Origin of the sequence: Bacillus sp. FSL M8-0266, from assembly GCF_038613425.1 — a bacterium.
Taxonomy (GTDB): domain Bacteria; phylum Bacillota; class Bacilli; order Bacillales; family Bacillaceae; genus Bacillus; species Bacillus pumilus.
The window spans coordinates 3,258,114-3,279,135 of sequence record NZ_CP152015.1; the positions used below are offsets into that span (position 1 = coordinate 3,258,114).

23 protein-coding genes are annotated in these 21,022 nt (G+C 39.4%); all 23 read right to left on the reverse strand.

The genetic code is table 11. From position 1 onward, the window contains the following. Positions 1 to 149: 149 nt before the first annotated feature. Positions 150 to 1,943, reverse strand: a complete 1,794-nt coding sequence (locus MKY83_RS16860) for a M3 family oligoendopeptidase (RefSeq protein ID WP_185107784.1) — start codon at positions 1,941 to 1,943, stop codon at positions 150 to 152. A 124-nt stretch (positions 1,944 to 2,067) separates the two neighbouring features. Continuing rightward, a protein-coding gene (gene prfB / locus MKY83_RS16865) for a peptide chain release factor 2 (protein WP_106067051.1) occupies positions 2,068 to 3,169 on the reverse strand; the annotation gives its coding sequence in 2 pieces (ribosomal slippage) (positions 2,068 to 3,096 and positions 3,098 to 3,169; 1,101 coding nt in all). 67 nt (positions 3,170 to 3,236) lie between these two features. Next, positions 3,237 to 5,762 (reverse strand): preprotein translocase subunit SecA, encoded by a 2,526-nt coding sequence (gene secA, locus MKY83_RS16870; protein ID WP_342487499.1) that lies wholly within the window; start codon positions 5,760 to 5,762, stop codon positions 3,237 to 3,239. 186 nt (positions 5,763 to 5,948) lie between these two features. Then, entirely contained in the window at positions 5,949 to 6,512 is a 564-nt protein-coding gene (gene raiA, locus MKY83_RS16875; RefSeq protein WP_003213481.1) for a ribosome-associated translation inhibitor RaiA, read from the reverse strand. Positions 6,513 to 6,701: 189 nt separating this feature from the next. Next, positions 6,702 to 8,387, reverse strand: a complete 1,686-nt coding sequence (locus MKY83_RS16880; protein WP_044139344.1) for a methyl-accepting chemotaxis protein — start codon at positions 8,385 to 8,387, stop codon at positions 6,702 to 6,704. Positions 8,388 to 8,419: 32 nt separating this feature from the next. Then, positions 8,420 to 8,800 (reverse strand): hypothetical protein, encoded by a 381-nt coding sequence (locus MKY83_RS16885; protein WP_003213093.1) that lies wholly within the window; start codon positions 8,798 to 8,800, stop codon positions 8,420 to 8,422. Positions 8,801 to 8,813: 13 nt separating this feature from the next. Further along, on the reverse strand, positions 8,814 to 9,155 hold the full coding sequence (fliT, locus tag MKY83_RS16890) for a flagella biosynthesis regulatory protein FliT (RefSeq protein ID WP_003212921.1): 342 nt from the start codon (positions 9,153 to 9,155) through the stop codon (positions 8,814 to 8,816). After that, on the reverse strand, positions 9,152 to 9,556 hold the full coding sequence (fliS, locus tag MKY83_RS16895) for a flagellar export chaperone FliS (protein WP_003212886.1): 405 nt from the start codon (positions 9,554 to 9,556) through the stop codon (positions 9,152 to 9,154). Before fliS ends, fliT begins: the two co-directional genes overlap by 4 nt. Positions 9,557 to 9,573: 17 nt before the next feature. Next, positions 9,574 to 11,103, reverse strand: coding sequence for a flagellar hook-associated protein 2 (locus tag MKY83_RS16900; RefSeq protein ID WP_044139343.1), 1,530 nt, complete (start codon positions 11,101 to 11,103; stop codon positions 9,574 to 9,576). A gap of 20 nt (positions 11,104 to 11,123) precedes the next feature. Then, on the reverse strand, positions 11,124 to 11,465 hold the full coding sequence (gene flaG, locus MKY83_RS16905) for a flagellar protein FlaG (RefSeq protein WP_003213002.1): 342 nt from the start codon (positions 11,463 to 11,465) through the stop codon (positions 11,124 to 11,126). 153 nt (positions 11,466 to 11,618) lie between these two features. Continuing rightward, positions 11,619 to 11,843: a carbon storage regulator CsrA gene (gene csrA / locus MKY83_RS16910; RefSeq protein WP_044139342.1), complete on the reverse strand. Its 225-nt coding sequence runs from the start codon at positions 11,841 to 11,843 to the stop codon at positions 11,619 to 11,621. Continuing rightward, entirely contained in the window at positions 11,837 to 12,271 is a 435-nt protein-coding gene (gene fliW, locus MKY83_RS16915) for a flagellar assembly protein FliW (RefSeq protein ID WP_044139341.1), read from the reverse strand. The genes csrA and fliW overlap by 7 nt, the downstream gene beginning before the upstream one ends. Positions 12,272 to 12,299: 28 nt before the next feature. Further along, positions 12,300 to 12,878 (reverse strand): DUF6470 family protein, encoded by a 579-nt coding sequence (locus tag MKY83_RS16920; RefSeq protein WP_003213106.1) that lies wholly within the window; start codon positions 12,876 to 12,878, stop codon positions 12,300 to 12,302. A 48-nt stretch (positions 12,879 to 12,926) separates the two neighbouring features. Next, a complete protein-coding gene (gene flgL, locus MKY83_RS16925) occupies positions 12,927 to 13,838 on the reverse strand; it encodes a flagellar hook-associated protein FlgL (RefSeq protein WP_044139340.1) in 912 nt (303 codons plus the stop codon). 9 nt (positions 13,839 to 13,847) lie between these two features. Next, on the reverse strand, positions 13,848 to 15,368 hold the full coding sequence (gene flgK, locus MKY83_RS16930; RefSeq protein ID WP_044139339.1) for a flagellar hook-associated protein FlgK: 1,521 nt from the start codon (positions 15,366 to 15,368) through the stop codon (positions 13,848 to 13,850). A gap of 15 nt (positions 15,369 to 15,383) precedes the next feature. Beyond that, the gene (locus MKY83_RS16935) at positions 15,384 to 15,866 is read right to left on the reverse strand and encodes a flagellar protein FlgN (RefSeq protein WP_034660146.1); all 483 of its coding nucleotides are present in this window, start codon (positions 15,864 to 15,866) and stop codon (positions 15,384 to 15,386) included. Positions 15,867 to 15,884: 18 nt separating this feature from the next. After that, complete coding sequence (gene flgM / locus MKY83_RS16940; RefSeq protein WP_003213252.1) at positions 15,885 to 16,148, reverse strand: flagellar biosynthesis anti-sigma factor FlgM; 264 nt, start codon at positions 16,146 to 16,148, stop codon at positions 15,885 to 15,887. A gap of 79 nt (positions 16,149 to 16,227) precedes the next feature. Further along, entirely contained in the window at positions 16,228 to 16,647 is a 420-nt protein-coding gene (locus tag MKY83_RS16945; protein ID WP_044139338.1) for a TIGR03826 family flagellar region protein, read from the reverse strand. A gap of 56 nt (positions 16,648 to 16,703) precedes the next feature. Next, complete coding sequence (locus MKY83_RS16950) at positions 16,704 to 17,390, reverse strand: ComF family protein (protein WP_181462031.1); 687 nt, start codon at positions 17,388 to 17,390, stop codon at positions 16,704 to 16,706. Next, positions 17,387 to 17,680, reverse strand: a complete 294-nt coding sequence (locus tag MKY83_RS16955) for a competence protein ComFB (protein WP_044139337.1) — start codon at positions 17,678 to 17,680, stop codon at positions 17,387 to 17,389. The genes MKY83_RS16950 and MKY83_RS16955 overlap by 4 nt, the downstream gene beginning before the upstream one ends. A gap of 66 nt (positions 17,681 to 17,746) precedes the next feature. After that, the gene (locus MKY83_RS16960; RefSeq protein WP_142671660.1) at positions 17,747 to 19,126 is read right to left on the reverse strand and encodes a DEAD/DEAH box helicase; all 1,380 of its coding nucleotides are present in this window, start codon (positions 19,124 to 19,126) and stop codon (positions 17,747 to 17,749) included. Positions 19,127 to 19,245: 119 nt separating this feature from the next. After that, positions 19,246 to 20,088, reverse strand: coding sequence for a DegV family protein (locus MKY83_RS16965; protein ID WP_044139336.1), 843 nt, complete (start codon positions 20,086 to 20,088; stop codon positions 19,246 to 19,248). A 217-nt stretch (positions 20,089 to 20,305) separates the two neighbouring features. Continuing rightward, entirely contained in the window at positions 20,306 to 20,995 is a 690-nt protein-coding gene (gene degU, locus MKY83_RS16970; protein WP_008348273.1) for a two-component system response regulator DegU, read from the reverse strand. Positions 20,996 to 21,022: the final 27 nt, after the last annotated feature.

The following is a 21,022-nucleotide window of genomic DNA, read 5'->3' on the forward strand; positions in this document are numbered from 1 at the left end:
CAAATGTCAAATTCGCCCCGTGCCAGTGCTCGTCCTTCCTAGACTTCAAAGGTTTTCTATCACGCCAAAAGAAGACAAAGGGCTAAAATAAAGATCATTTTAGCCCTTTGTCAACAATCTAAAGCTTCCGTAATGGGAGCTTTTTATTTTCACTTTTTCGTCGCTTCTAAAAACTCTTCAGCATCTGCTACAGCGAGGCTAATGGCTTCCTCCCAAAAGTCTTTTTGGGTAAGGTCGACACCTAAGTGCTTATAGGCCAAATCTTCTACTGTCATTGAAGCTGTATCCTTTAGTAATGCAATGTACTTTTCTTCAAACGAAGTACCAGCCTGCAAGGCCTTTGCATAAATTCCTAGTGAGAACATGTAGCCGAATGTGTACGGGAAATTATAAAACGGTACACCCGTGATATGGAAATGCAGCTTAGACGCCCAGAAATGCGGATGGTATTCATCTAGTGAGTCGCCAAAGGCTTCTTTCTGCGCTTCTACCATCAGCTCATTCAACCGGTCCGCCGGCACTTCTCCTTGTTTACGCTCTTCATAAAAGCGCTGTTCAAATAAGAAACGAGATTGAATGTTCATGAAAAAAGCTACACTTCGCTGCAGCTTATCCTCTAACAAGCTGAGGCGCTCCTCTTCATTTGCCGCTTCTTTTAATGAAGCATCAGCCACAATCATTTCTGCGAATGTCGACGCCGTTTCAGCTACATTCATCGCATATTTGCGATTAAGAATGCGAACATCCTGCATCACTTCCTGATGGAACGAGTGACCAAGCTCATGCGCGAGTGTCGCCACATTGGATGGACTGCCTGAGAAGGTCATAAAAATGCGTGACTCTCCGCTGTCAGGGAAATTTGTACAAAAACCGCCTACTCGTTTGTTCGGGCGATCCTCAGCTTCTACCCAGCGCTCATTAAAGGCCTTTTCTGTAAAAGCAGCAAGCTCTTCTCCAAATCCAGCGAAATGCTTCACAATAAAAGCAGCTGCTTCCTGATACGGATAGATCTTGGTCTCACTGCCAATAGGAGCCCCAACATCAAACCAGCTTAGCTTATCCACTCCAAGCATGTCAGCCTTTCGATGTAAATAATCAATGAATGGCTGCTTATGTTCATCAATCACAGACCACATGGCATCAAGGGTTTCTTGTTTCATCCGGCAAATATCAAGCGGCTCTTTTAAGATATGATCCCAGCCTCTTGCTTCATATACTTGCAAACGAAAACCTGCCAGATGATTGAGCGTACTTGCAAATAGATGTTCGTCCTGCGTCCATGCATGCTCTAGGTTATGATAAACAGCCTTTCTGACTTCACGGTCTGAATCATCCATCGCATTTTCCGCTTGGCCAACAGAGATCATCTGCGTTTCACCATGTTGTTCAAACGGAATCGTAATCTTATTCACTAAGCTAGAATAAAGCTCATCCCACGCATGGTAGCCATCAACGGCTAGCTTTTGAATCAATGTTTCTTGTTCAACAGGCAATTGATCCTTCACGCGCTCTCTGCGTTCATTTAATATGTAGCGAACATCTGAAAAGGTCTCTGAATTCATGAGATCCTCCCATTTTTCAGGAGAGATGGCAGCAAGCGCCTGATCAAACAGCGCAAGAATGGTACCTAAATCAGCTTCCAGTTTAGCAATCGTACCTCGAAGACTGCCAGCCTTCATATCCTTTGTATTTTGAGATTGAAGACAGGAAACAAATGAACCTGCTTGAGACAGTTTTTTATATGTGGTTTCATACGTGTCAAGGACAGACGTTAACCTATTTTCAATGTGTGTATCTTCTTTTGAAAAGGCATCGACCTTTTGTCGTAATTCATCTAATAGCTGCTGAATGTGTTGCAAGTATGTTTTAAATTCTGGTGAAGAGCTGCCTCCTTTAAAAAAGGCATCTAAATCCCACGTCTCTTGTAATGTTGTTAATCCCAAAATATTTCCCCCTTTATTTGCTAATTTCATCATACAAAGGATATAGAGTCAGTATGGCGTATGTATTCCTTTATATTCATTATATTTTCTCACAATAAAAAAAACCCGGCAAGAAGCCGAGTTTTTATGATAATTTCGAACGTAAGTAAGCATCGATAAATGAATCTAAATCTCCATCCATGACCGCTTGAACATTTCCCATCTCCGTATTGGTTCGATGGTCTTTCACAAGAGAATACGGATGGAATACATAAGAGCGAATTTGGCTTCCCCAGCCAATTTCTTTCTGCTCTCCTCTGATTTCATCCAATTCAGCCTGCTGTTCTTCGATCCGTCTTTGATAAAGTTTCGATTTCAGCATTTTCATCGCACGATCTCTGTTTTTGATTTGTGATCTTTCTGTTTGGCATGTCACCACGACATTGGTTGGAATATGTGTGATACGAACGGCAGAGTCAGTCGTATTGACGTGCTGTCCACCTGCGCCGCTTGCACGATACGTATCTACTTTGATATCTTCTGTTCGAATATCAATATCGATTTCTTCATTGAACTCAGGCATGACATCACAGGAAACGAACGATGTATGGCGACGGCCAGATGAATCAAAAGGAGAAATACGAACCAAACGATGGACGCCTTTTTCTGCTTTTAAGTACCCGTATGCGTTATGCCCTTTGATGAGCAGTGTCACAGACTTAATTCCTGCTTCATCACCAGGAAGATAATCAAGCGTTTCAACCTTAAAGCCTCTGCGCTCTGCCCAGCGAGTATACATTCTCAGAAGCATAGAACCCCAGTCCTGTGATTCAGTACCGCCTGCGCCTGGGTGAAGCTCGAGGATGGCATTGTTTTTATCATATGGTTCACTTAAGAGAAGCTGCAGTTCAAACTCGTTAAATTGCTTAGTTAAGTTCTTCAGCTCTTTCTCAAGCTCTACATGAAGCTCCTCGTCATAATCTTCCTTTAATAGGTCATGTGTCATTTGCAGCTCTTCATGAGATTCACTGAGCTCATGGTATGAATTCACATTATCCTTTAGTGCATTGGCTTCATTGATGATGCCTTGTGCCTTTTGCTGATCATTCCAAAAATCAGCCTCTGACATGGTCGCTTCGAGTTCTGCAATTTTGGCTTCTTTTGTTTCGAGGTCAAAGAGACCCCCTAAAATCAGCTAGCCTGCTAGCCATATTTTCAAGCTCTTGTCTAATTTCTACTAATTCCATATCCTTCACCTCATAGATGTATGGGGGCTAACATGAATAGAAAGAGGTTTTCACCTCTTTCCATTACTTATTCTGTCTTCCCATGACAATTTTTATATTTCTTGCCGCTTCCGCAGTGACATGGTGAGTTTCGACCAATGTCTACGACTTTACGTACCGGCTTCTTTTTCACTGTCTTCTCCTCATCACCCTCTTGAGGCTGATGAGCTGTTGTTTGACCTTGAACGACTTCTTCACGTTCTAAGTTGTTTTGGATTTCTGATTTCAAGACATATTTGGCCACATCATCTTCGATTGAAGCGACCATATGCTCAAACATCGCAAATCCTTCCATTTGATACTCACGAAGCGGATTTGTTTGTGCATACGCACGTAAATGAATCCCTTGACGCAGTTGATCCATTGCATCGATATGATCCATCCACTTTGAATCCACCGCACGAAGAACGATGACTTTTTCAAATTCTCGCATTTGTTCATCGCCATATGTTTCTTCTTTTGCATCGTATTTTTCTTTAATACGATCCATAATGAAGGAGGTGATTTCATCTGCTTCTTTACCATAAATATCCTTGACCGAAATGGCTCCTTCATCTAAATAGTTCGTGTTGATTAATTCAACAAGCCCATCTAGTTTCCATTCTTCAGGAAGCTCTTCTTTCGGCGTATAAGAACCAACAGCGCGCTCAATTGAAGACTGAATCATATTGATCACAATCGATTTTAAGTTATCAGAATCAATGACTTCAAAGCGCTGTTTGTAAATCACTTCACGCTGCTGACGAAGCACATCGTCATATTGCAGAAGCTGTTTACGGGAATCAAAGTTGTTCCCCTCAACGCGTTTTTGAGATGATTCAACGGCTTTAGACACCATTTTACTTTGGATAGGCGTAGTGTCATCCATGCCAAAGCGGTCAAGCATTGCCATCGTGCGCTCTGCACCAAATCGTCGCATCAATTCATCTTCCATTGAGAGATAGAATTGGGTAATCCCTGGGTCTCCTTGACGACCAGAACGTCCGCGCAGCTGGTTATCAATACGTCGTGATTCATGACGCTCTGTCCCAATTACAGCTAGACCGCCAAGCTCTTTGACGCCTTCGCCAAGCTTGATGTCCGTACCACGTCCTGCCATGTTGGTCGCAATGGTGACGGCACCCTTTTGACCAGCCTCTTCAATAATTTGTGCCTCACGCTCATGGTTTTTCGCATTTAACACTTGATGAGGAATCCCTTTATTTTTAAGCATCTTAGAAATAAGCTCAGACGTCTCAACCGCTACTGTTCCGACAAGCACTGGCTGCCCTGTCATATAGCGCTGTGCAACATCTTCAGCCACTGCTTTAAATTTACCTTCCATTGTGCGGTAAATTAAATCAGGTCTGTCATCACGAACCACTGGTTGATTGGTCGGGATTGTCACAACCTGCATGTTGTAAATGTTACGGAATTCTTCTTCTTCCGTTTTCGCTGTACCCGTCATACCAGAAAGCTTTTCATACATACGGAAGTAGTTCTGGAACGTAATCGTTGCAAGGGTCATACTTTCGTTCTGCACTTCGAGACCTTCTTTTGCCTCAATGGCTTGATGCAGACCTTCACTATAACGGCGTCCTTTCATTAGACGTCCTGTGAACGAGTCAACAATAACGACTTGACCTTCTTCAACGACATAATCCACATCTTTTTGCATCGCAACATGTGCCTTTAGCGCCTGGGCGATGTGATGGTTCAGTGCGACATGTTTAACATCAAATAAGTTCTCGATGCCGAATGCTTTTTCTGCCTTCGTCATTCCGCTTTCTGTCAGCTGTACACTTTTTGTTTTAATATCGTATGTGAAATCATCTTCTATTTTTAATGTACGAACAAATGCATTCGCTTGTACGTAAAGCTTTGTAGATTTCGCAGCTTGTCCAGAAATAATAAGAGGTGTTCTCGCTTCATCAACTAAGATGGAGTCAACCTCATCAATCACGGCATAATGAAGCGGTCTTTGAACCATTTGCTCTTTGTAAAGCACCATGTTATCTCGTAAATAGTCAAAGCCAAGTTCATTGTTTGTTGAATACGTAATATCAGCAGCATATGCTTCTCTTTTTTCATCTTTGTCTAAGCTGTTTAAGTTTAAGCCAACCGTTAAGCCAAGAAACTCAAAAATCTTGCCCATTTCCTCTGCATCACGGCTTGCCAAATATTCGTTGACTGTCACAATGTGGACGCCTTTTCCAGAAAGAGCATTTAAATAAACAGGCATTGTTGAAGTCAACGTTTTACCTTCACCTGTTTTCATCTCAGAGATGTTGCCTTCATGAAGCGCGACCCCCCCCATGAGCTGCACCTTAAATGGGAACATTCCTGTCACGCGGCGTGATGCCTCGCGAACCGTTGCAAATGCTTCAACCAACAGGTCATCCACGGATTGTCCCTTTTCAAGTTTTTCTTTAAATTCGTTCGTTTTATTTCGTAAAGCCTCGTCAGATAATTTCTCAAAATCTTGAGCAAGAGCTTCAATTTCATTTGCTTTTTTTTCATATTTGCTGATCGTACGTTTCGTAGGATCAAACACTTTGTTTAAGATTCCAAGCATATAATAACGCTCCTCTATTTCATGCAATTTTTCGGCATGTCCAAAAGATTGACAGGTCCATATTTACCTGCATTTATCATACCATACCTTCCTTCATTTCCAAAGAATTTGCAATGATTTCGCACAAAAAACCCGCCCCTCATGGAGGGAACGGGTTTACTTTTTTTAGGTTGTTTTTAGATCAGATTAAGCGTTCGGCTCAATCAGTCCATATTTTCCATCATTTCGGCGATAGACCACATTGGTCAAATTTGTCTCAGCATTTGTGAAGACGAAGAAACTATGACCTAACATGTTCATTTGAAGGATGGCCTCTTCGCTATCCATCGGTTTTAAATTGAAACGTTTTTGTCTGACGATTTCTGTTTCATCAATTTCTTCGTCATCTTGAACAGCTACATCAGCCGTCCCATTTCCTCCAGCAAATAAGTGCTTTTTGGCACCTTGCTCTCGGAATTTACGGTTTACTTTTGTTTTGTGTTTTCGAATTTGACGTTCTAATTTACTGGCTGCTAGGTCTACTGCATTGTACATATCTTCATTATGCACCTCAGCTCGAAGTGCTAGATCAGTCATTGGAATGGTAACCTCAACTTTAGATTCTTGATCATTGTAAAACTTCAAGTTCACGTTGACTGAAGCATCTACGTCTGTCTCAAAATAACGCTCCAGCTTTCCAATTTTTTTCTCGACATGATCTCTTAGTGCAGGTGTTACGTCGATGTTTTCTCCTCTGACATTGTAATTCATGTAAAGAACGCCTCCTTTAAAATTAAGGATATGTAAACCTATTTCTACTTTTCCCTCCTTTTCTCCTGCTCAAACGTAAAAAAAATGTGAATTTTTATTGAAATTTGTCGAATTTTGCGGTGCGTCAACTGTTACTTGATAGGTGATGAATATATATTCGGCTCATTCTTGAAAAAGACCAGCGCACATTTAAATGGTGAAAGATGATATTGATGTTTTCAGCGATTGAGATAAGGTTTTTAAGTCCTCCGCCGCTGCTTGCATTTCTTCATTTGCTGCCAATGATTCTTCAACAGCCGCAGACATGTACTCCGTCTCTTCTGAATTGCGTTTGGCTCCTTCTTCAATGACTTCAACCGTCTGAGATATTTCCTCTGTACTAGCTGAAATCTCCTCTGCAGTGGCTGAAAGTTCCTCTGCTTTCATCGAAATATCACGAATAGATTCCAGGATTTCATGAAAGCTCTGTTCTGACAATTGCGATACTTTCACACCTTCTGCTACATCCTGCTCAACCTTTGTCATCGAATGTGATGATTTTTCAGTATCTTTGTTCACGTTCGCGAGCAATTGACTAATTTGATCTGTCAGCTGACTAGATTCTTCCGCCAGTTTCCTCACTTCATCTGCTACCACCGCAAAGCCTCTCCCATGCTCTCCTGCTCTTGCCGCTTCAATAGCAGCATTTAAAGCAAGCAAATTCGTTTGATCAGCGATGGCATGGATATGACCTAACAAATCTTCAATGCCTGTAAACTGGGCTTGTACATGAGCCATTGTGGAATGGTGCTCGTTCACAGACGCTTTGATAGAGCTCATTTGTTTTACGAATTGCTGAATAAGCGCTGCACCCTCTTCAGCCTTTTCAGTCACTGAAATTGAGTGACCCGAAACATCGGATGTGTGTTCAGCTGCATTTTGCATACCAGTCGAGACTTCTTGAATGGCAGAAGCTACTTTTCCGACCGCGTCTGATTGTTCACGTGAAGCTTCACTGACCTGTTCAATCGAGCTAGATGTCTGCTCACTGGCCGATATGGTTTGATGAATCGTTTCCTCAAACTGAGCAGCAGAATCAGCTAATTGTCTTGATCCATGTTGCACCTGTAAAATGAGCTGACGCAAATGCTTTGTCATTTGATTAAAAGCAGTACCGAGTTGACCAATCTCATTTTTAGAGGTCACTTCAATCTCTTCAAGTGTAAGGTCACCATCTGCCATCCTTCTCGCAGCATTTGTGACAGACACAATCGGCTTTGTCATACGATAAACGAATCTTGTCCCAATCAACAAAAAGCCAACAATAATGACCGCACTAACTAGAATGAGAGTGAATAGTAATTGATTACTGTCTTGGTTGAGCTGATTGATTTTTTGGTCACGTTGCTTCAACTGGGTTTGAGCAAATTCTTTTGTAAAGGTATGTATTTCTTGTTCGATAGGTTGTAATTCTTGATTGAGGCGTGTGTTAAATTCTTTTTGATTTTGCATATTCAATGAATTAAATAGTCGGTTTGTTGAGGTGTAGTAGAGATAATTCTTTTCTGAGATTTGATCTAATAGATTTTTTGCTTGTTTGACAGAGCTCATTTTTGTAGCTTCCGTTGTTTTCTTATTAATCTCTTCATATGTTTGCTCAATTTTCTGTAAATTTTCAGCATCTTGCACGACAACATAGGTTTTGATTTGTGCTTCCTGCTTTTGCAAAAGCGCCTCTAATTCCAGTGAGGTCTGATAAAGCTTCACTTCTTTACTGAGGAGCGTCTTGTAGGATTGATCTGTTTTGTAATAGATAAAGCTTGAGAATCCTAAAATACTGACAAACAATACACATATGACAATAAGCCCAAACAAAAATTGATTTTTTAGTCTCATAATTTCCTCCGAAAGTCTGAATTGAACAAAAATTAATGAATGACATACGGCCTCATACAGGCATGTATTTCATCCATCCACTTTCTATATTCAGGTATAAAATATGCTTTAAGGAATGATTGGAAGTGTATTGAAGGGAATGTATAGAAAGCTAGTATATCAAAACTTAAAAAAATTTGATCAAACGAACGAATCGTTTTGGCAAAGTGCTCATTTTCTATAATTGAAAGCAGAAGGGGATGTGTTGTTTCTAAATGAAAGAAGGCATGGATCAGATCATTAAAGATCCGATCCCCTTCTGTTTTAGCAAAATCCTTCTCAATTTCATCTAAATATTTTAGACTCTCTTCTATCGTAAATAGAAGTTCATAATATGTGGTTAATAAAATATAGTCATCTGAACGATACGCCACAGGTCTCACCTAATTATTTCCGTTTATCGTAATATACGCCGTCACTCGTCATAGGCTGGTATGGATTTTGATAATTCAGCTGTTTCGTTTTCTTTTTTTGAATGGCTTGAATATCTGCTTTGATCCCATTTTGGATCACAGTTAATTGCTTCGCCATCTGTTGATCTGTTTGGATGATTTCTTTGATTTTTTCTTTTTCTTGATCCGTCAGCTCATGCTGAATATCTCTCATTAATTCGTCTCTCTCAATTAAAAAGGCATCAAAGTCTTCAACCAAGGTGTCACTTTGCGGATTTGCCGTTATTTCGGCTGCCATTTTTAATGTTTGGTCATGCAGCTGGTCCACAATACTCATAGAGATCCCCCGATAGAGTGGTGGCGCCCTTTTCGATCGGTTTGAATAACTTCCTTCCACGCATCACGAAAATCAGTTACGTATTGCTCTACTTCATTCAACATCTCTTCGTCATTTTGAAGATTGGCTTCAATCAGTCTGCGATAAATGTAATCATACATACTTGCCATACTATTTGATACGTCATAAGAACGATTTAAGGTGACATTTAATTCTTGAATGATGTTTTGAGCCTTTTTCAGGTTCACATTTCTCGTTTCTGCATCCTCTTTTTGAATGGCATACTTCGCTAGTCTAATGAACTTTAAGCAGCCTTCATAAAGCATAAGCGTCAACTCGGCAGGTGTTGCAGTCTCAATAGAATTTTTCTGATAGGCGGCATAAGGGTTCTGAATTGCCATATGTTATAAACCTCCAATTATTGTCCAAGCAGTTGAGAAAGATAGCCAGATTGGTTGTTTAGCTTTTGAATCGCGCTATCCATGGCGCTAAACTTTTTGTAGTAGCGGGTTTCCACCATTTTTAAACGATCTTGGAATGTATCCATTCGTTTTGTTAAAGAATCAAGGTCCTTACCAAGTCCGTATTCCTTTAATTCCATCGTTGTGCTTCCCGCCTTTGTTTGAATGCTCTTCGTGAAGGCAGTTAAGGAATTTTTGACACGATAAATGATTCCTTGTTCTTGATATTGCTGTTGTGCTTTGTCTTTATCTTTTGAATCCACATTTAAACTACCCGAGATGAACATTTGTCTGACTTTCTCCGGGTCTTCTTCAATGGCTTTTCTTAATTTCTCTACTCCATTTATATCCTTACTAAATTCCAGCTTTCCACCATCTTTATACTTGGATGATGTCTCAATACCGATTTGTGTGAGCTGAATTTTATTCGCATCACTTGTCGTAATATTAGCATATAAATCACTTCTTATTTTAGAAGCACCAGATCGTAAAATGGAATCACTTCTCAGCAAGCCAGACTTCGCGGTCTTTTCCCATAGCTCTATTTCTTTTTCAGACATCCCTTTTTTCTCTTCAGCCGTTAATGGTTGATAGTCTCTGTTTTTCTTTTCATTGACTTTACCATTAATTTGCTCAACGAGCTCATTGTATTTATCAACAAATTGTTTAATTTTATCAAAGATTGCATCCACATCTGTTGAAACGTTTAAGCTGACAGGCTTATCGGTTGTCCCTTTAAGCTCGTACGTAATACCAGCCTGCTCAAATATATTGTTGTTATTTTCCATTTTTAGACCATTAATCTCGTATTGCGCTTTTTGTCCTTGAGTCGTCGCAACTAATTTGTTATCTCCATCCACTTGGAAGCCTAATTGAGTGAAGAATGAAGCTGAATTACCATCAGCTGCTTTAATGCTGACACCTTCACCTGTTGTCCGAGAAGTAAGAGCGATTGTATCCACGTAGTTCGTTCCATCAAAGATCTGTCCTTTGTAAGCTGTCACACCTAATTGCGAGTTGTTTAGCTTTGACACAATGTTATCAATTGTATCGGTATCAGAAGTATTGATCGTCACCATTTTCGGTTTTGTCGAATCTGGTGTCGTCACCTCGAATGTAAACGTGCCATTTGCAGGTGTAAAACCAGAAGTACCAGACGATTTGAAGACAGAAGCTGTCGCTAGTTGGGTGACATTGATTGAGCCAGAGGCAGCATTTGTTGATCCAGTTGCTGTGACAGCAGATTCATTTGAGCTTGTCACTTTTTTGGCGCCATATGTAGTTGGACGCGTTAAGTTTAAACTGTTGATCAAATCATCTAATTCTTTGATCTTCGAATTGACCTCGCGATAGCTGTCTCTTTGCCATTCAAGTGTTTGTTTCTGGCGTGTCATTTTATCAAGTGGTGCTTGCTCAGTTTTCATTAGCTTTGATACGATTTCATCAATATCAAACACATTTGAAAATCCAGTAATTCGATTGACCATTTTTTATGTTCTCCCTTCACTTACATTCTTTTATCTACAAATAAACCGACAATTTCTGTCATTGCCGCATAGAAATCAAGCCATTCCTTGGAAGGAATTTCTCTAATGACTTCTTCTGTTTGGTTATCTACGACTTTGACATAATATTCATTGAGTTTTTCATGTAATTCAAATTGCAGATGAAATTGAGTGGGTTCAATCAGCTTGTTTGCTCCTTGAAGCGTTTTTTCAATTTCTTCTTTTGAAACGACCTTGCCATTTGCTTGTAAATCAGAGTTTGCATTGTCATTCTGGTTATTAGAAACACGGGTTTGAAATGCATCGATAATTGGCTCTAGCGATGTCAACTTACCAACAGACATAGTTATTCAGCTCCTGTGCTTTAATCTACCTTTTATATCGGCTTTGAATTTTCAAATTAAATATAGATGGACCGATTTGTTAAAGTTTCATATAGATGGTGAACATCCACACAGAAACGTGGAGAAGGATAGCTGAATCAGATAAAAAAATCCTCACTTTTTTTGTGAGGATATTTGAGAGAGGAGATCTACGGATAAACTCGCAGCACGACTGTTCTCTTCCTGAATAGACAGGTACACTTCTTTCCTGTGAATATCAATGTGCTTAGGAGCTTCAATCCCGATTTTCACTTGATCGCCTTCGATCGAAATAATCTTGACTTCAATATCATCGCCAATTTGAATCGACTGGTTTAATTTACGCGAGAGAACTAACATGAGGATGCCACCTCTAACAAATGTTTTGTATGATAGGCTGAATCATGCAAAATCACCTGCTTGGCTTTCATGTTTTTCCGGTTCACAATAATAGGCGCTCTTAAATTGGCTGTCGTTTTTTCAATAGAAGATTCCATTGTTAAAATCACCATAACTTCCACATCATTGGCATCTTCTACTTCTAGAATATCTACGACCGTTTCGTCTAGATCGAATTCATATTGATTGAAGAATAAAAACGGACTGCTGACAATAAAGCCTAACTCTGCGTTTTTCAATGATTGAAGAACTAAAAATGGAGACTCTTCTGATAAAGGTAAAATGACAAACTGTTTTTGATCCAGAAATCCTGGTATTCCATTAGAGAAGTTGATGATTTGCTCCTCTTTGATTGTCACTTCACCATGGTATTTTGTTTGAATGATCATAATTCACGACCTTTTTCATTTTTCTTAACTATACCTTATCACCATTTTGGCCCGTTTCGTCAACTTCTATTTTTAAATCTGGGTATTGTAACATATCAATATTGACCTTACCTGGCTGGTAGTTAACGATTGGTTTATGAGGCGTTGCCTCTATAATAGCTTTTTGAGGCTCCACTTCAATTTGAAGCTCAGATGGCTGATAGTGAATTTTCACACTAAAGAATGAAGGGATCACACCAATATTGAATTGTTTGGCTGGAGGAGTGCCATTGATTTTGGCAAACTCGGCAATTGCATTCCCACCATTCTCGATCTTGATGAGTTCACTGCCTTCTTCCGCTCTTCGGCCCATTCCCTCTCCAACAGCACGTTTCCCCTCAGCTGCCCATTCTTCAGAACGCCTAAAAATCGACTTGATATCCATATCGGCAAATGCTTCGGTTTGATCTATTGTTAATTTTGACGGTGTCCTTGTCATATTCATGACGGCTCTGGGCTGCTGAATCTCAAGGTCTGCTCTTGGCTGCTCTACTTCTTGCCGAGAAGGAGTTGTCGACATTTGCAGCTTTGCATAGGTTTGTTGCATTAACAATCTAGGGATTTGCATATAGGTACACCTCCATGATGCAAAAAAGCACCCAACGGATGCTTTTTATTATCTTAAGAAATCAACAAGGGATGGCTGAATAACTTTAGCCGTCGTTGCTAAAGCAGCTCTATTCACAACCTCTTGTTGAAGAAGATCAATAATTGCTTTTTCACTTTCTACATCTTCATTATCTGATTTGGCATTTTTTAGTACTTCGAATTGTGAAGTCAAGCGACTGCCTACTAAGTCAACACGATTTGAACGGGCTCCTAAGTCCGAGCGCTCAGCACTCATCACTTCTTTAAAGTGATCGATACTTCCTAACGCATCATCAGAATTTGCGAACGTTCCATTTTTCAATGAGTTTTCTAAATTCGTCAGCATTTCAATGACATTTTGACCGCTGGCAGACTGTCCACCAAACGCTGAAATTGGATTTGAGTTCACATTTAAAGTGATACCATCAGAAATGTTCGACTTAACAGAATTTGCATCTGTATAGTTTTCAAAGTTAAACGTAAACGTACCATCTGCGTTCTCAACAACTGGTTTGACATTTGTATTTGTTCCATTAAATACGAACTTACCTAACATCTGAGTGTTCATCGCGTCAATGATTTGTTTCTTCATCTGGCCAATTTCTACTCCGACAGCTGCTAAATCTTCTGGCTGCTTTGTTCCATTAGCCGCATCAAGCACTTTATCTCGTACATTTGACATAATATCAATGATTTCAGTGACACTTGTTTCAGATGTATCAATCCAGTTCTGTGCTTCATTTAAGTTTTTTTGATATTGATCATTTCGAAACATTGCTGTGCTATATTGAAGGCTTTTTACTGCTGCAACGGGATCATCAGACGTTTTTGTGAAACGTCTCCCTGTTTGTGCTTGCTCATTTATTTTAGAAAGTTTTTCATAACTTTTACTAATATTACGAAGTGAGTTTTGAGAAATCATACCTTGTGTGACTCGCATCAGTTATACCTACCTTCCTACGACACCCATGCCGTTTATTACTTTATCCAATATTTCATCTTGTAATGTCACAACTCTCGCAGCTGCATTATATGCATGCTGAAATTGGATCATATTCGTCATTTCTTCATCAATGGAAACAGCACTCGTCGACATTCTACGCTCATTGGCTGAATTGACAAGAGCGGCTGAACTGCTTTCTAGCGTTATGTTCTTTTTCCCTTGAATTCCCATCTCAGCAATGACATTTTGGTAGTAATCCTGGATCGTCGTTGTATTGCCGCCGATTGGTACCTTTAAGTCTTGAATACCAGCTAATTTCGTAGCATTCGAACCGTCACCTTGTGTTTGATTGATAGATGCTGCAATATTATCTGTTGATGCTAAAATAACATCACTCACTTTGATACGAGCAGCTAAACCTTTATTCAGATCATTATTATTCTCGATATCAAAAAAGTCTTGTCCACTTGTGCCATTTAATGTGTACCCCTGCTTATGCACATCATTAAATGTATCCATGAAGACTTGTGCTACTTCATCAAGCTCTGCAAGCATGTCTGGATACATGCCTTTTTCAGCACCATTTGACATGTAGCCATAAGCCTCAACAAGTGCTTTTACTTTACCATTCACTTGAAGCTGATCTGCTGCAATGGTTGTTGTTCCGAATTGAAGTGAGTTAACAAGTCCCGTTGTATTATCATAGGAGATTTGCAGTTCAGATTTTTCGCTTGTAATGCCATTCAAAATCGTTCCAGCAGATTGTCCATTTGCACCGATAATGTCGATGTTAACAGTTCCTTCTGCAATTTTGAGTGCATTCCCGCCAGATGGATTGTAGCTCACTTTAATATCAACAAGTGAAGATAATTGATCTACCAACGCATCACGCGTATCATATAGATCATTTGGAAGATACCCGTTTGGTTCAACTGCTGCAATTTGTTTGTTCACTTCATCTATTTGAGATAAAATCGTGTTCACATTTTTGGCTGTTGAATCGAGTTCTGTTTTTAAATTCTTTTGTATCGTTGTTAAAGACGAATTAAGTAGACGGAATTGATCTACTAAAGCCTGTGCACTTGTTTTAACAACTGTACGCGCAGACGCTGTATCGGCATTTTTTGTTTCGGATAGGACCTGTAATGATTTCCAAAGGTTATCAAAAGCTCTGTTTAAGCCTTCATCCGTCAAATCATTCATAACTCCCTCCATTTGCGAAAGGGCATCAGATTTTGTTGAGTAGTAAGACAAGTTATTGTTATGATCTCTGAATTGCAGATCTAAAAAGCTGTCTCGAATTCTTTCAACGGTTCCAACTTGAACTCCTGTCCCCATTTGGCCATACGTCTTGCCGTCATAAACTGAAATGACTGGATAAGGATTATCTGCTTTAAAGGTAACTCTTTGTCTTGAGTAGCCATCTGTATTTGCATTGGAGACGTTGTTTGATGTGACATAAAGCCCTGCACGCTGGGCTGTGATTCCTCTTTTTGCCGTTTCTAGTCCCATGAATGTAGAACCCATTGGTATCCTCCTTGTTTACGCCTTTGAATCAAACAAAGCCCTCTGCTGTTTAGGCTTTGAACTCTCAAGACCATTTTGTCCGTAATTCATATTTTCTTTATTAGGGTTAACGAGATCGAATGTCAGTGAAATAAATTGAAGCGACTGCTGAATGAGCTGTTTGTTCAGTTCATTTACATCTTTCAGTTCCACCATGATGTCATTTAATTTGTCATATAACGAAATGAGCTCTTCTTGATCCGAACCTTCAGCCTTTTCGATACACGCGGTGATGGTTGGGGGTTCATCACTTTGTAAAAATTGAACTGTCGCTTCAATTCTTTTTTCTTCTAATTGAGAAATGGCCTGAATATATTTTTGCTCTAAATTCAGAACCTCTGAAAGAGCATCAATCTCATTACTTTTCAGCATTTCTGTTTTATCCTTCGACAGCTTCAAAAGCTGTTCATGCAATCCATAGAGACGATGCAGCTCTTCAATGATTATTTTAACTGACATTCACGCTACTCCCTTTTGTTATTGTTGTTTATAAAAATTCAGCATTTTATCAGCAATGCCCTTTGTATCTACTTGATATGTTCCGGCTTCAATGCTTTTTTTAATTTGGTCTATTTTATCTTGGCGTTCTTTCATGATATTCGGTACCTTTTGCATTTCGATTGCCTTTTTAGAAATTTCGACTTTATCAGTTGATTTTGCTTGATTTGATTGCAACGTTTGTTTCTCATATGTTTTCTTGTAAGGATTTACTGGTTGTGTTCCATATCGATTAATTTTCACGGGATTCCTCTCGCTTTCCGTTACAGTCTGTCTTGATTCTATCCATTTTATCGACCAAACTGCAACTTAGTTTAGGGAATCAATCGTTTTTAGGATTAATGGCATAATAGGTGTCTTTTTTCCTAGATTCAATCTCCCTTTTACGCTCTTCTTCTTGGTTCATTTGACTCATTTGCGAATGAATGTCCTGTTCACATTGGTTGCACAGCTTGTTTTTTCTGATCGGTTGGCCACATCTTTCACAAGGATAGTTGATATTCGGAAATTGGCTAATTTGAAGTCTTTTCAAACGGATAAATTTCAAGATTAATTCTTCATCAACTTCTGTTGCATCTACTATTTCAGCAATGGTTGATTGTCTATTACTTTGCTTTCGCAAGAATTTATAAACGATATCAAAAGAACGTTCTTCTTCTTCAAAGCATTTGTTACAAACCGTTTGGATGGTCGTTTTTAAAAACAGCTGATTACATTGCGGGCAGTTTGCCAATTGATTCATAACCAAAACCCCTTACGTTATTTTCTCTTCTTATTATCGGTTAATTATCCTGAATTTTAACTACGGATCAACGTAAAAGAGGAAACACTTTTGGCACCTGCTTCTTTTAAAATTCTCGCCGCATCATAAATGGTGGCCCCTGTTGTATAAATGTCGTCAATTAAGATAACATCCCTTTGAACGATCGCATCTGTCTGTTTGATTTGAAACATTCCTTTTTGATCTAAACGTTCATTTTTCTTTTTCTTGGACTGTTTGGTTTGATGTATTTTCACAAGTGGCTGAAGGATCGGCTCACCAATCAAGGAAGCAAGTATGACGGACTGATTAAACCCTCTTTCCTTTAGTCTTTCTTTACTTAAAGGAATCGGGATCAGCACAGGTTCTTTAATTGAAAAAGAGCGCTTAAATACTACTTGGACATCTTGTTTAAAAAGCTCAGCTAAAGCTGTATCACCTCGAAATTTAAAGCGGGAAAGGACCTCTTTCATCAAATCGTTGTAAGCATAGACAGACCTATTTTTCACAAGTAATGAAGTAGAATCAGGGCGTTCTTTCCACCTGGAACAGTCTTGACATAATTGATCGCTCGACTGTGCTCTCCCGCAGGCTGGACAAATCGGGCGTTGAATTTTTTCTAGGTGATGCTTACATGCTATACATAGACGATCATCATTTAATAGAAGTAATGATTTCCATGTAAAAGAAGCGACAAAATGCCCCTCACAAATGAGGCAGATCAATTGTTATCCTTATTTATCGGCAGACGATTTTCGCATCTTGGAAATGCGGAGACCTTTGAAGCGGCTTCTGTGAGAATGACCAGCATGGCCGTATTCTTCTGTTTGTCCACCATATCAGATTTACTGTAAGATATTTTATCGATATCTGTTATATACTGAGGCTTCACTTGATTTAGTGAAATCGCTAATACATCTTCTATACACTTTTCACAGTGACAAATCATGTTTAATTGGTTGAGATATTGATAGAGGATTTCCTTGAGTAGTGTTTCTTTTGCATTGAGCAGCATATTTGTCTCTCCTGCCATTTGTGTATTGTGAATATAAATGTACCATGAAATTTAGTTGAACCTACATTATTTTTCGGAGAACTCTTTTTCAGCTGTATCATTCATTTTTACAATATGCTTCTTTGCTTGTTTCATACTTCTCGTTAAACCAAAATGAAAAAAGAAAACATCTCCTTTAAAAAAATCGGGATGTCTACCTGCTCTACCAGAAATCTGAACAAGTGCACTTTCTGTAAAGATAGTAGATTCTGCACCTAGTACCCCTACTTGCACATTTGGAATGGTTACGCCTCTTTCTAGAATTGTGGTTGTAACTAGTACATCGTATTTGTAATCTCTGAATTGCTGGACCTTTTGTTTCCTGTCCGGATCATCAGCAGACACCCCTTCTACATTTAAGTGGTGCTTTCTAAGAACCTTCGTTACCTTCTTCATAGTAGAAATAGAAGGAACAAAAAGTAAAACCCTTCTCTTTTTTGTAATATGTTTCTGCATCCAATTCATTACTTTAGGTGGGAGCTGATTCTTTTTTAATTTCTTCTTCCAATGTCCAATCCATTGAAAGGATGGGACCGGTAAAGGCTGTTGGTGAAAGCGCAGAGGAATTTTTACGGCTTCTAGTTGTCCACGAGATACATCTCTTATCATTTTCTTAGACGGCGTCGCACTTAAATAAACCCTAACCCCTTTCTTTCTCATTGCCTTTAAAACAGCAAATTGGAGACGTTCATCGATTGAATAAGGGAAGGCATCGACTTCATCTATAATGAGCACATCAAATGCATGTTTATATCTCATCAACTGGTGAGTTGTAGCGATTACTAACGGTGCTATTTGGAACCTTTGAGGACTTCCTCCATAAAGAACAGCTATTTTCATTCCTTGAAAAGCTTTTTTAAGCCGCGGCTCTAGTTCAAGTACAACATCAGTTCTAGGTGTCGCAATGCAGACACTCATTCCTTGATGTAAGGCATATTCTATTCCGTGAAAAAGCACCTCTGTTTTCCCTGCCCCGCAAACTGCCCAGATGAGTAGATCAGATTTGTGTTTTATCGCTTCTATCAATTTTTCTGACGCTCTTTTTTGTCCTTTAGACAGGTCTCCCTGCCATGTTAATTCCGAGTGACATGCTTCTTCCATTTGTGGACCCGTCCATTCATAAAGAAAGCCACATTCCGTTGTTTTCCCCATCATGATGCATGATCTACAATACACACAATCTTTTTGACACTTGTCACACGGAGAGTGGGCAAAGTACCGATTTTTTGATACACCACATCTGCAGCAAATAAGACCATTTGCTTTCCTCTCAATAGCAGGTGTTCGGATAACTAACCCTTTCTCCTCCAGCCAATCCAAATCAGACTGTGAGCATCTTGTTTCAGCAGTAAGCAGGTGGCGTGACTGCAGGTGTTGCCCTAGTTCCATTGCTTTGTCCATGTTCAATTTCAACAAACACCTTTCAACTGATGTTTGCCTATTATGCGCAAAGACATGACCTTTCGTCCAACAGCTAAAAAAGAAAAACAAAACCCCTTTTCTAAGAGAAAAGAGGTTTTTAGGATTTATTTAATCACCCAGCCAAGAGCTAAAGAGCCTTCGCCTAGATGAGTGCCGATTACGGCACCAAAATAGCTTTTATAAAATTCAACATGAGGATATTTTTCTGATAAGTGCGCAATCAAATCGTCTACTTCTTCTTCTCTATTACCATGTATCACTGTTGCTCTCATCGGGACACCACGCGATGCATCTTCATCAAATAGTTCAAACATACGTGAAATGGCTTTTTTCCGTGTACGAATCTTCTCAAAAGGGACAATTAGCTTGTTGTCAAAATGCAGTATAGGCTTTACTTTTAAGAGGCTCCCAATAAAAGCCTGAGCACCATTTAATCTGCCGCCTCTTTGTAAATGAGTTAAATCGTCTACCATAAAATAAGCTCTCTGATTCTCTTTCAGGTAATTGAGATGAGCTAACACTTCTTCTGGAGAAGCACCAGCTTGGATTTTTTCAGCAGCTTCTATCACATAAAAACCTTGCGCCATACAGCTAGTTTCTGTATCAAACGGATAAATGTCAATTCCGTCAACTAGGTCATTTGCTGAGGCTGCACTATTATATGTTCCACTAATTCCGCTAGAAAGGTGAATACTAATCACGGCATCATATGTTTCACTTAGTTTTTCATATAATTCTATTAGTTCACCGAAAGCAGGCTGAGAGGTGGTTGGAAGGTCTTTATGCTTTTTGACTTCTTCATAATATGTCTTCCAATCCATTTCTATTTCTTCACGGTATGATTCGTTGCCAAAAATGACATTGAGAGGGATCATATGAATATGATGTTTATCACGCAGCTCTTGTGGTATATAAGCAGTACTGTCTGTTACAACGGCTATTTTCATTCTTAAATACCTTCCTTATCCGTTAAGTTGCTCTTTTTTATTTTCAAAGAATGATCATTGTTGTTCATTAGGTTTATAATAGTAATCAAAAAAGCCTGCCTAATCAATAGGCAAGCCCGTTATATCCGAAAAAGACTCCTTATCTACCTATCATTTCTCTCCAATTGACATGTGAGAGAACCAAAAACAGGCGAAAAAGGAGTACTTGTCCGGAACATTATCTCATTTCTACCCAGCCGTTCTTAATTGCTACAACAACAGCTTGTGTACGGTCGTTTACATTCATTTTTTGTAAAATGTTACTCACGTGGTTTTTGACTGTTTTCTCACTAATAAAGAGCGACTCACCAATTCCTCTATTGCTCTTTCCGTCAGCTAACATTTGAAGTACTTCGCACTCACGTCTCGTTAAGATATGAAGTGGTCTGCGAATTTCAGGATATACTTCATGCTGTGGATGTGCTGAAACGCCACTAGTCGCTAGGCGTCGGAATTCATTTACTAAGTTATGAGTAACTTTCGGATGTAAATAAGATCCTCCGTCAGCTACAACTTTCACTGCTTCAATGAGCGTGTCTGCATCCATTTCTTTTAACAGGTAGCCTCTTGCTCCTGTTTTCAATGCATGTGTCACATAGTTTTCATCGTCATGAATAGATAGAATAATGACTTTTGATTCGGGATAAAGCTCAACTAGCTGCTTTGTAGCCTCTACACCATTTACATTCGGCATATTAATGTCCATAATGACAACATCCGGATGATAGTGTTCTACGATACGTGCAGCTTCGTCTCCGTCGTCTCCTTCTGCAACTACTTCAAAAGTAGGTTCAAAATCTAAAATCCGTTTGACACCTTCACGGAATAATTGGTGATCATCAATAATTACAATATTTACTTTAGTCACAAGCTACGCCTCCCCATATTTATTGTT

What these genes read in the sequence shown, in the direction of transcription:
- secA (WP_342487499.1), bottom strand. Translation starts at nt 5,762, where the DNA reads ATGCTTGGAATCTTAAACAAAGTGTTTGATCCTACGAAACGTACGATC.
- raiA (WP_003213481.1), bottom strand. Translation starts at nt 6,512, where the DNA reads ATGAATTACAATGTCAGAGGAGAAAACATCGACGTAACACCTGCACTA.
- MKY83_RS16880 (WP_044139344.1), bottom strand. Translation starts at nt 8,387, where the DNA reads ATGAGACTAAAAAATCAATTTTTGTTTGGGCTTATTGTCATATGTGTA.
- fliT (WP_003212921.1), bottom strand. Translation starts at nt 9,155, where the DNA reads ATGAGTATTGTGGACCAGCTGCATGACCAAACATTAAAAATGGCAGCC.
- fliS (WP_003212886.1), bottom strand. Translation starts at nt 9,556, where the DNA reads ATGGCAATTCAGAACCCTTATGCCGCCTATCAGAAAAATTCTATTGAG.
- MKY83_RS16900 (WP_044139343.1), bottom strand. Translation starts at nt 11,103, where the DNA reads ATGGTCAATCGAATTACTGGATTTTCAAATGTGTTTGATATTGATGAA.
- flaG (WP_003213002.1), bottom strand. Translation starts at nt 11,465, where the DNA reads ATGTCTGTTGGTAAGTTGACATCGCTAGAGCCAATTATCGATGCATTT.
- csrA (WP_044139342.1), bottom strand. Translation starts at nt 11,843, where the DNA reads ATGTTAGTTCTCTCGCGTAAATTAAACCAGTCGATTCAAATTGGCGAT.
- fliW (WP_044139341.1), bottom strand. Translation starts at nt 12,271, where the DNA reads ATGATCATTCAAACAAAATACCATGGTGAAGTGACAATCAAAGAGGAG.
- MKY83_RS16920 (WP_003213106.1), bottom strand. Translation starts at nt 12,878, where the DNA reads ATGCAAATCCCTAGATTGTTAATGCAACAAACCTATGCAAAGCTGCAA.
- flgL (WP_044139340.1), bottom strand. Translation starts at nt 13,838, where the DNA reads ATGCGAGTCACACAAGGTATGATTTCTCAAAACTCACTTCGTAATATT.
- flgK (WP_044139339.1), bottom strand. Translation starts at nt 15,368, where the DNA reads ATGGGTTCTACATTCATGGGACTAGAAACGGCAAAAAGAGGAATCACA.
- MKY83_RS16935 (WP_034660146.1), bottom strand. Translation starts at nt 15,866, where the DNA reads ATGTCAGTTAAAATAATCATTGAAGAGCTGCATCGTCTCTATGGATTG.
- MKY83_RS16945 (WP_044139338.1), bottom strand. Translation starts at nt 16,647, where the DNA reads ATGAATCAATTGGCAAACTGCCCGCAATGTAATCAGCTGTTTTTAAAA.
- MKY83_RS16955 (WP_044139337.1), bottom strand. Translation starts at nt 17,680, where the DNA reads ATGCTGCTCAATGCAAAAGAAACACTACTCAAGGAAATCCTCTATCAA.
- MKY83_RS16965 (WP_044139336.1), bottom strand. Translation starts at nt 20,088, where the DNA reads ATGAAAATAGCCGTTGTAACAGACAGTACTGCTTATATACCACAAGAG.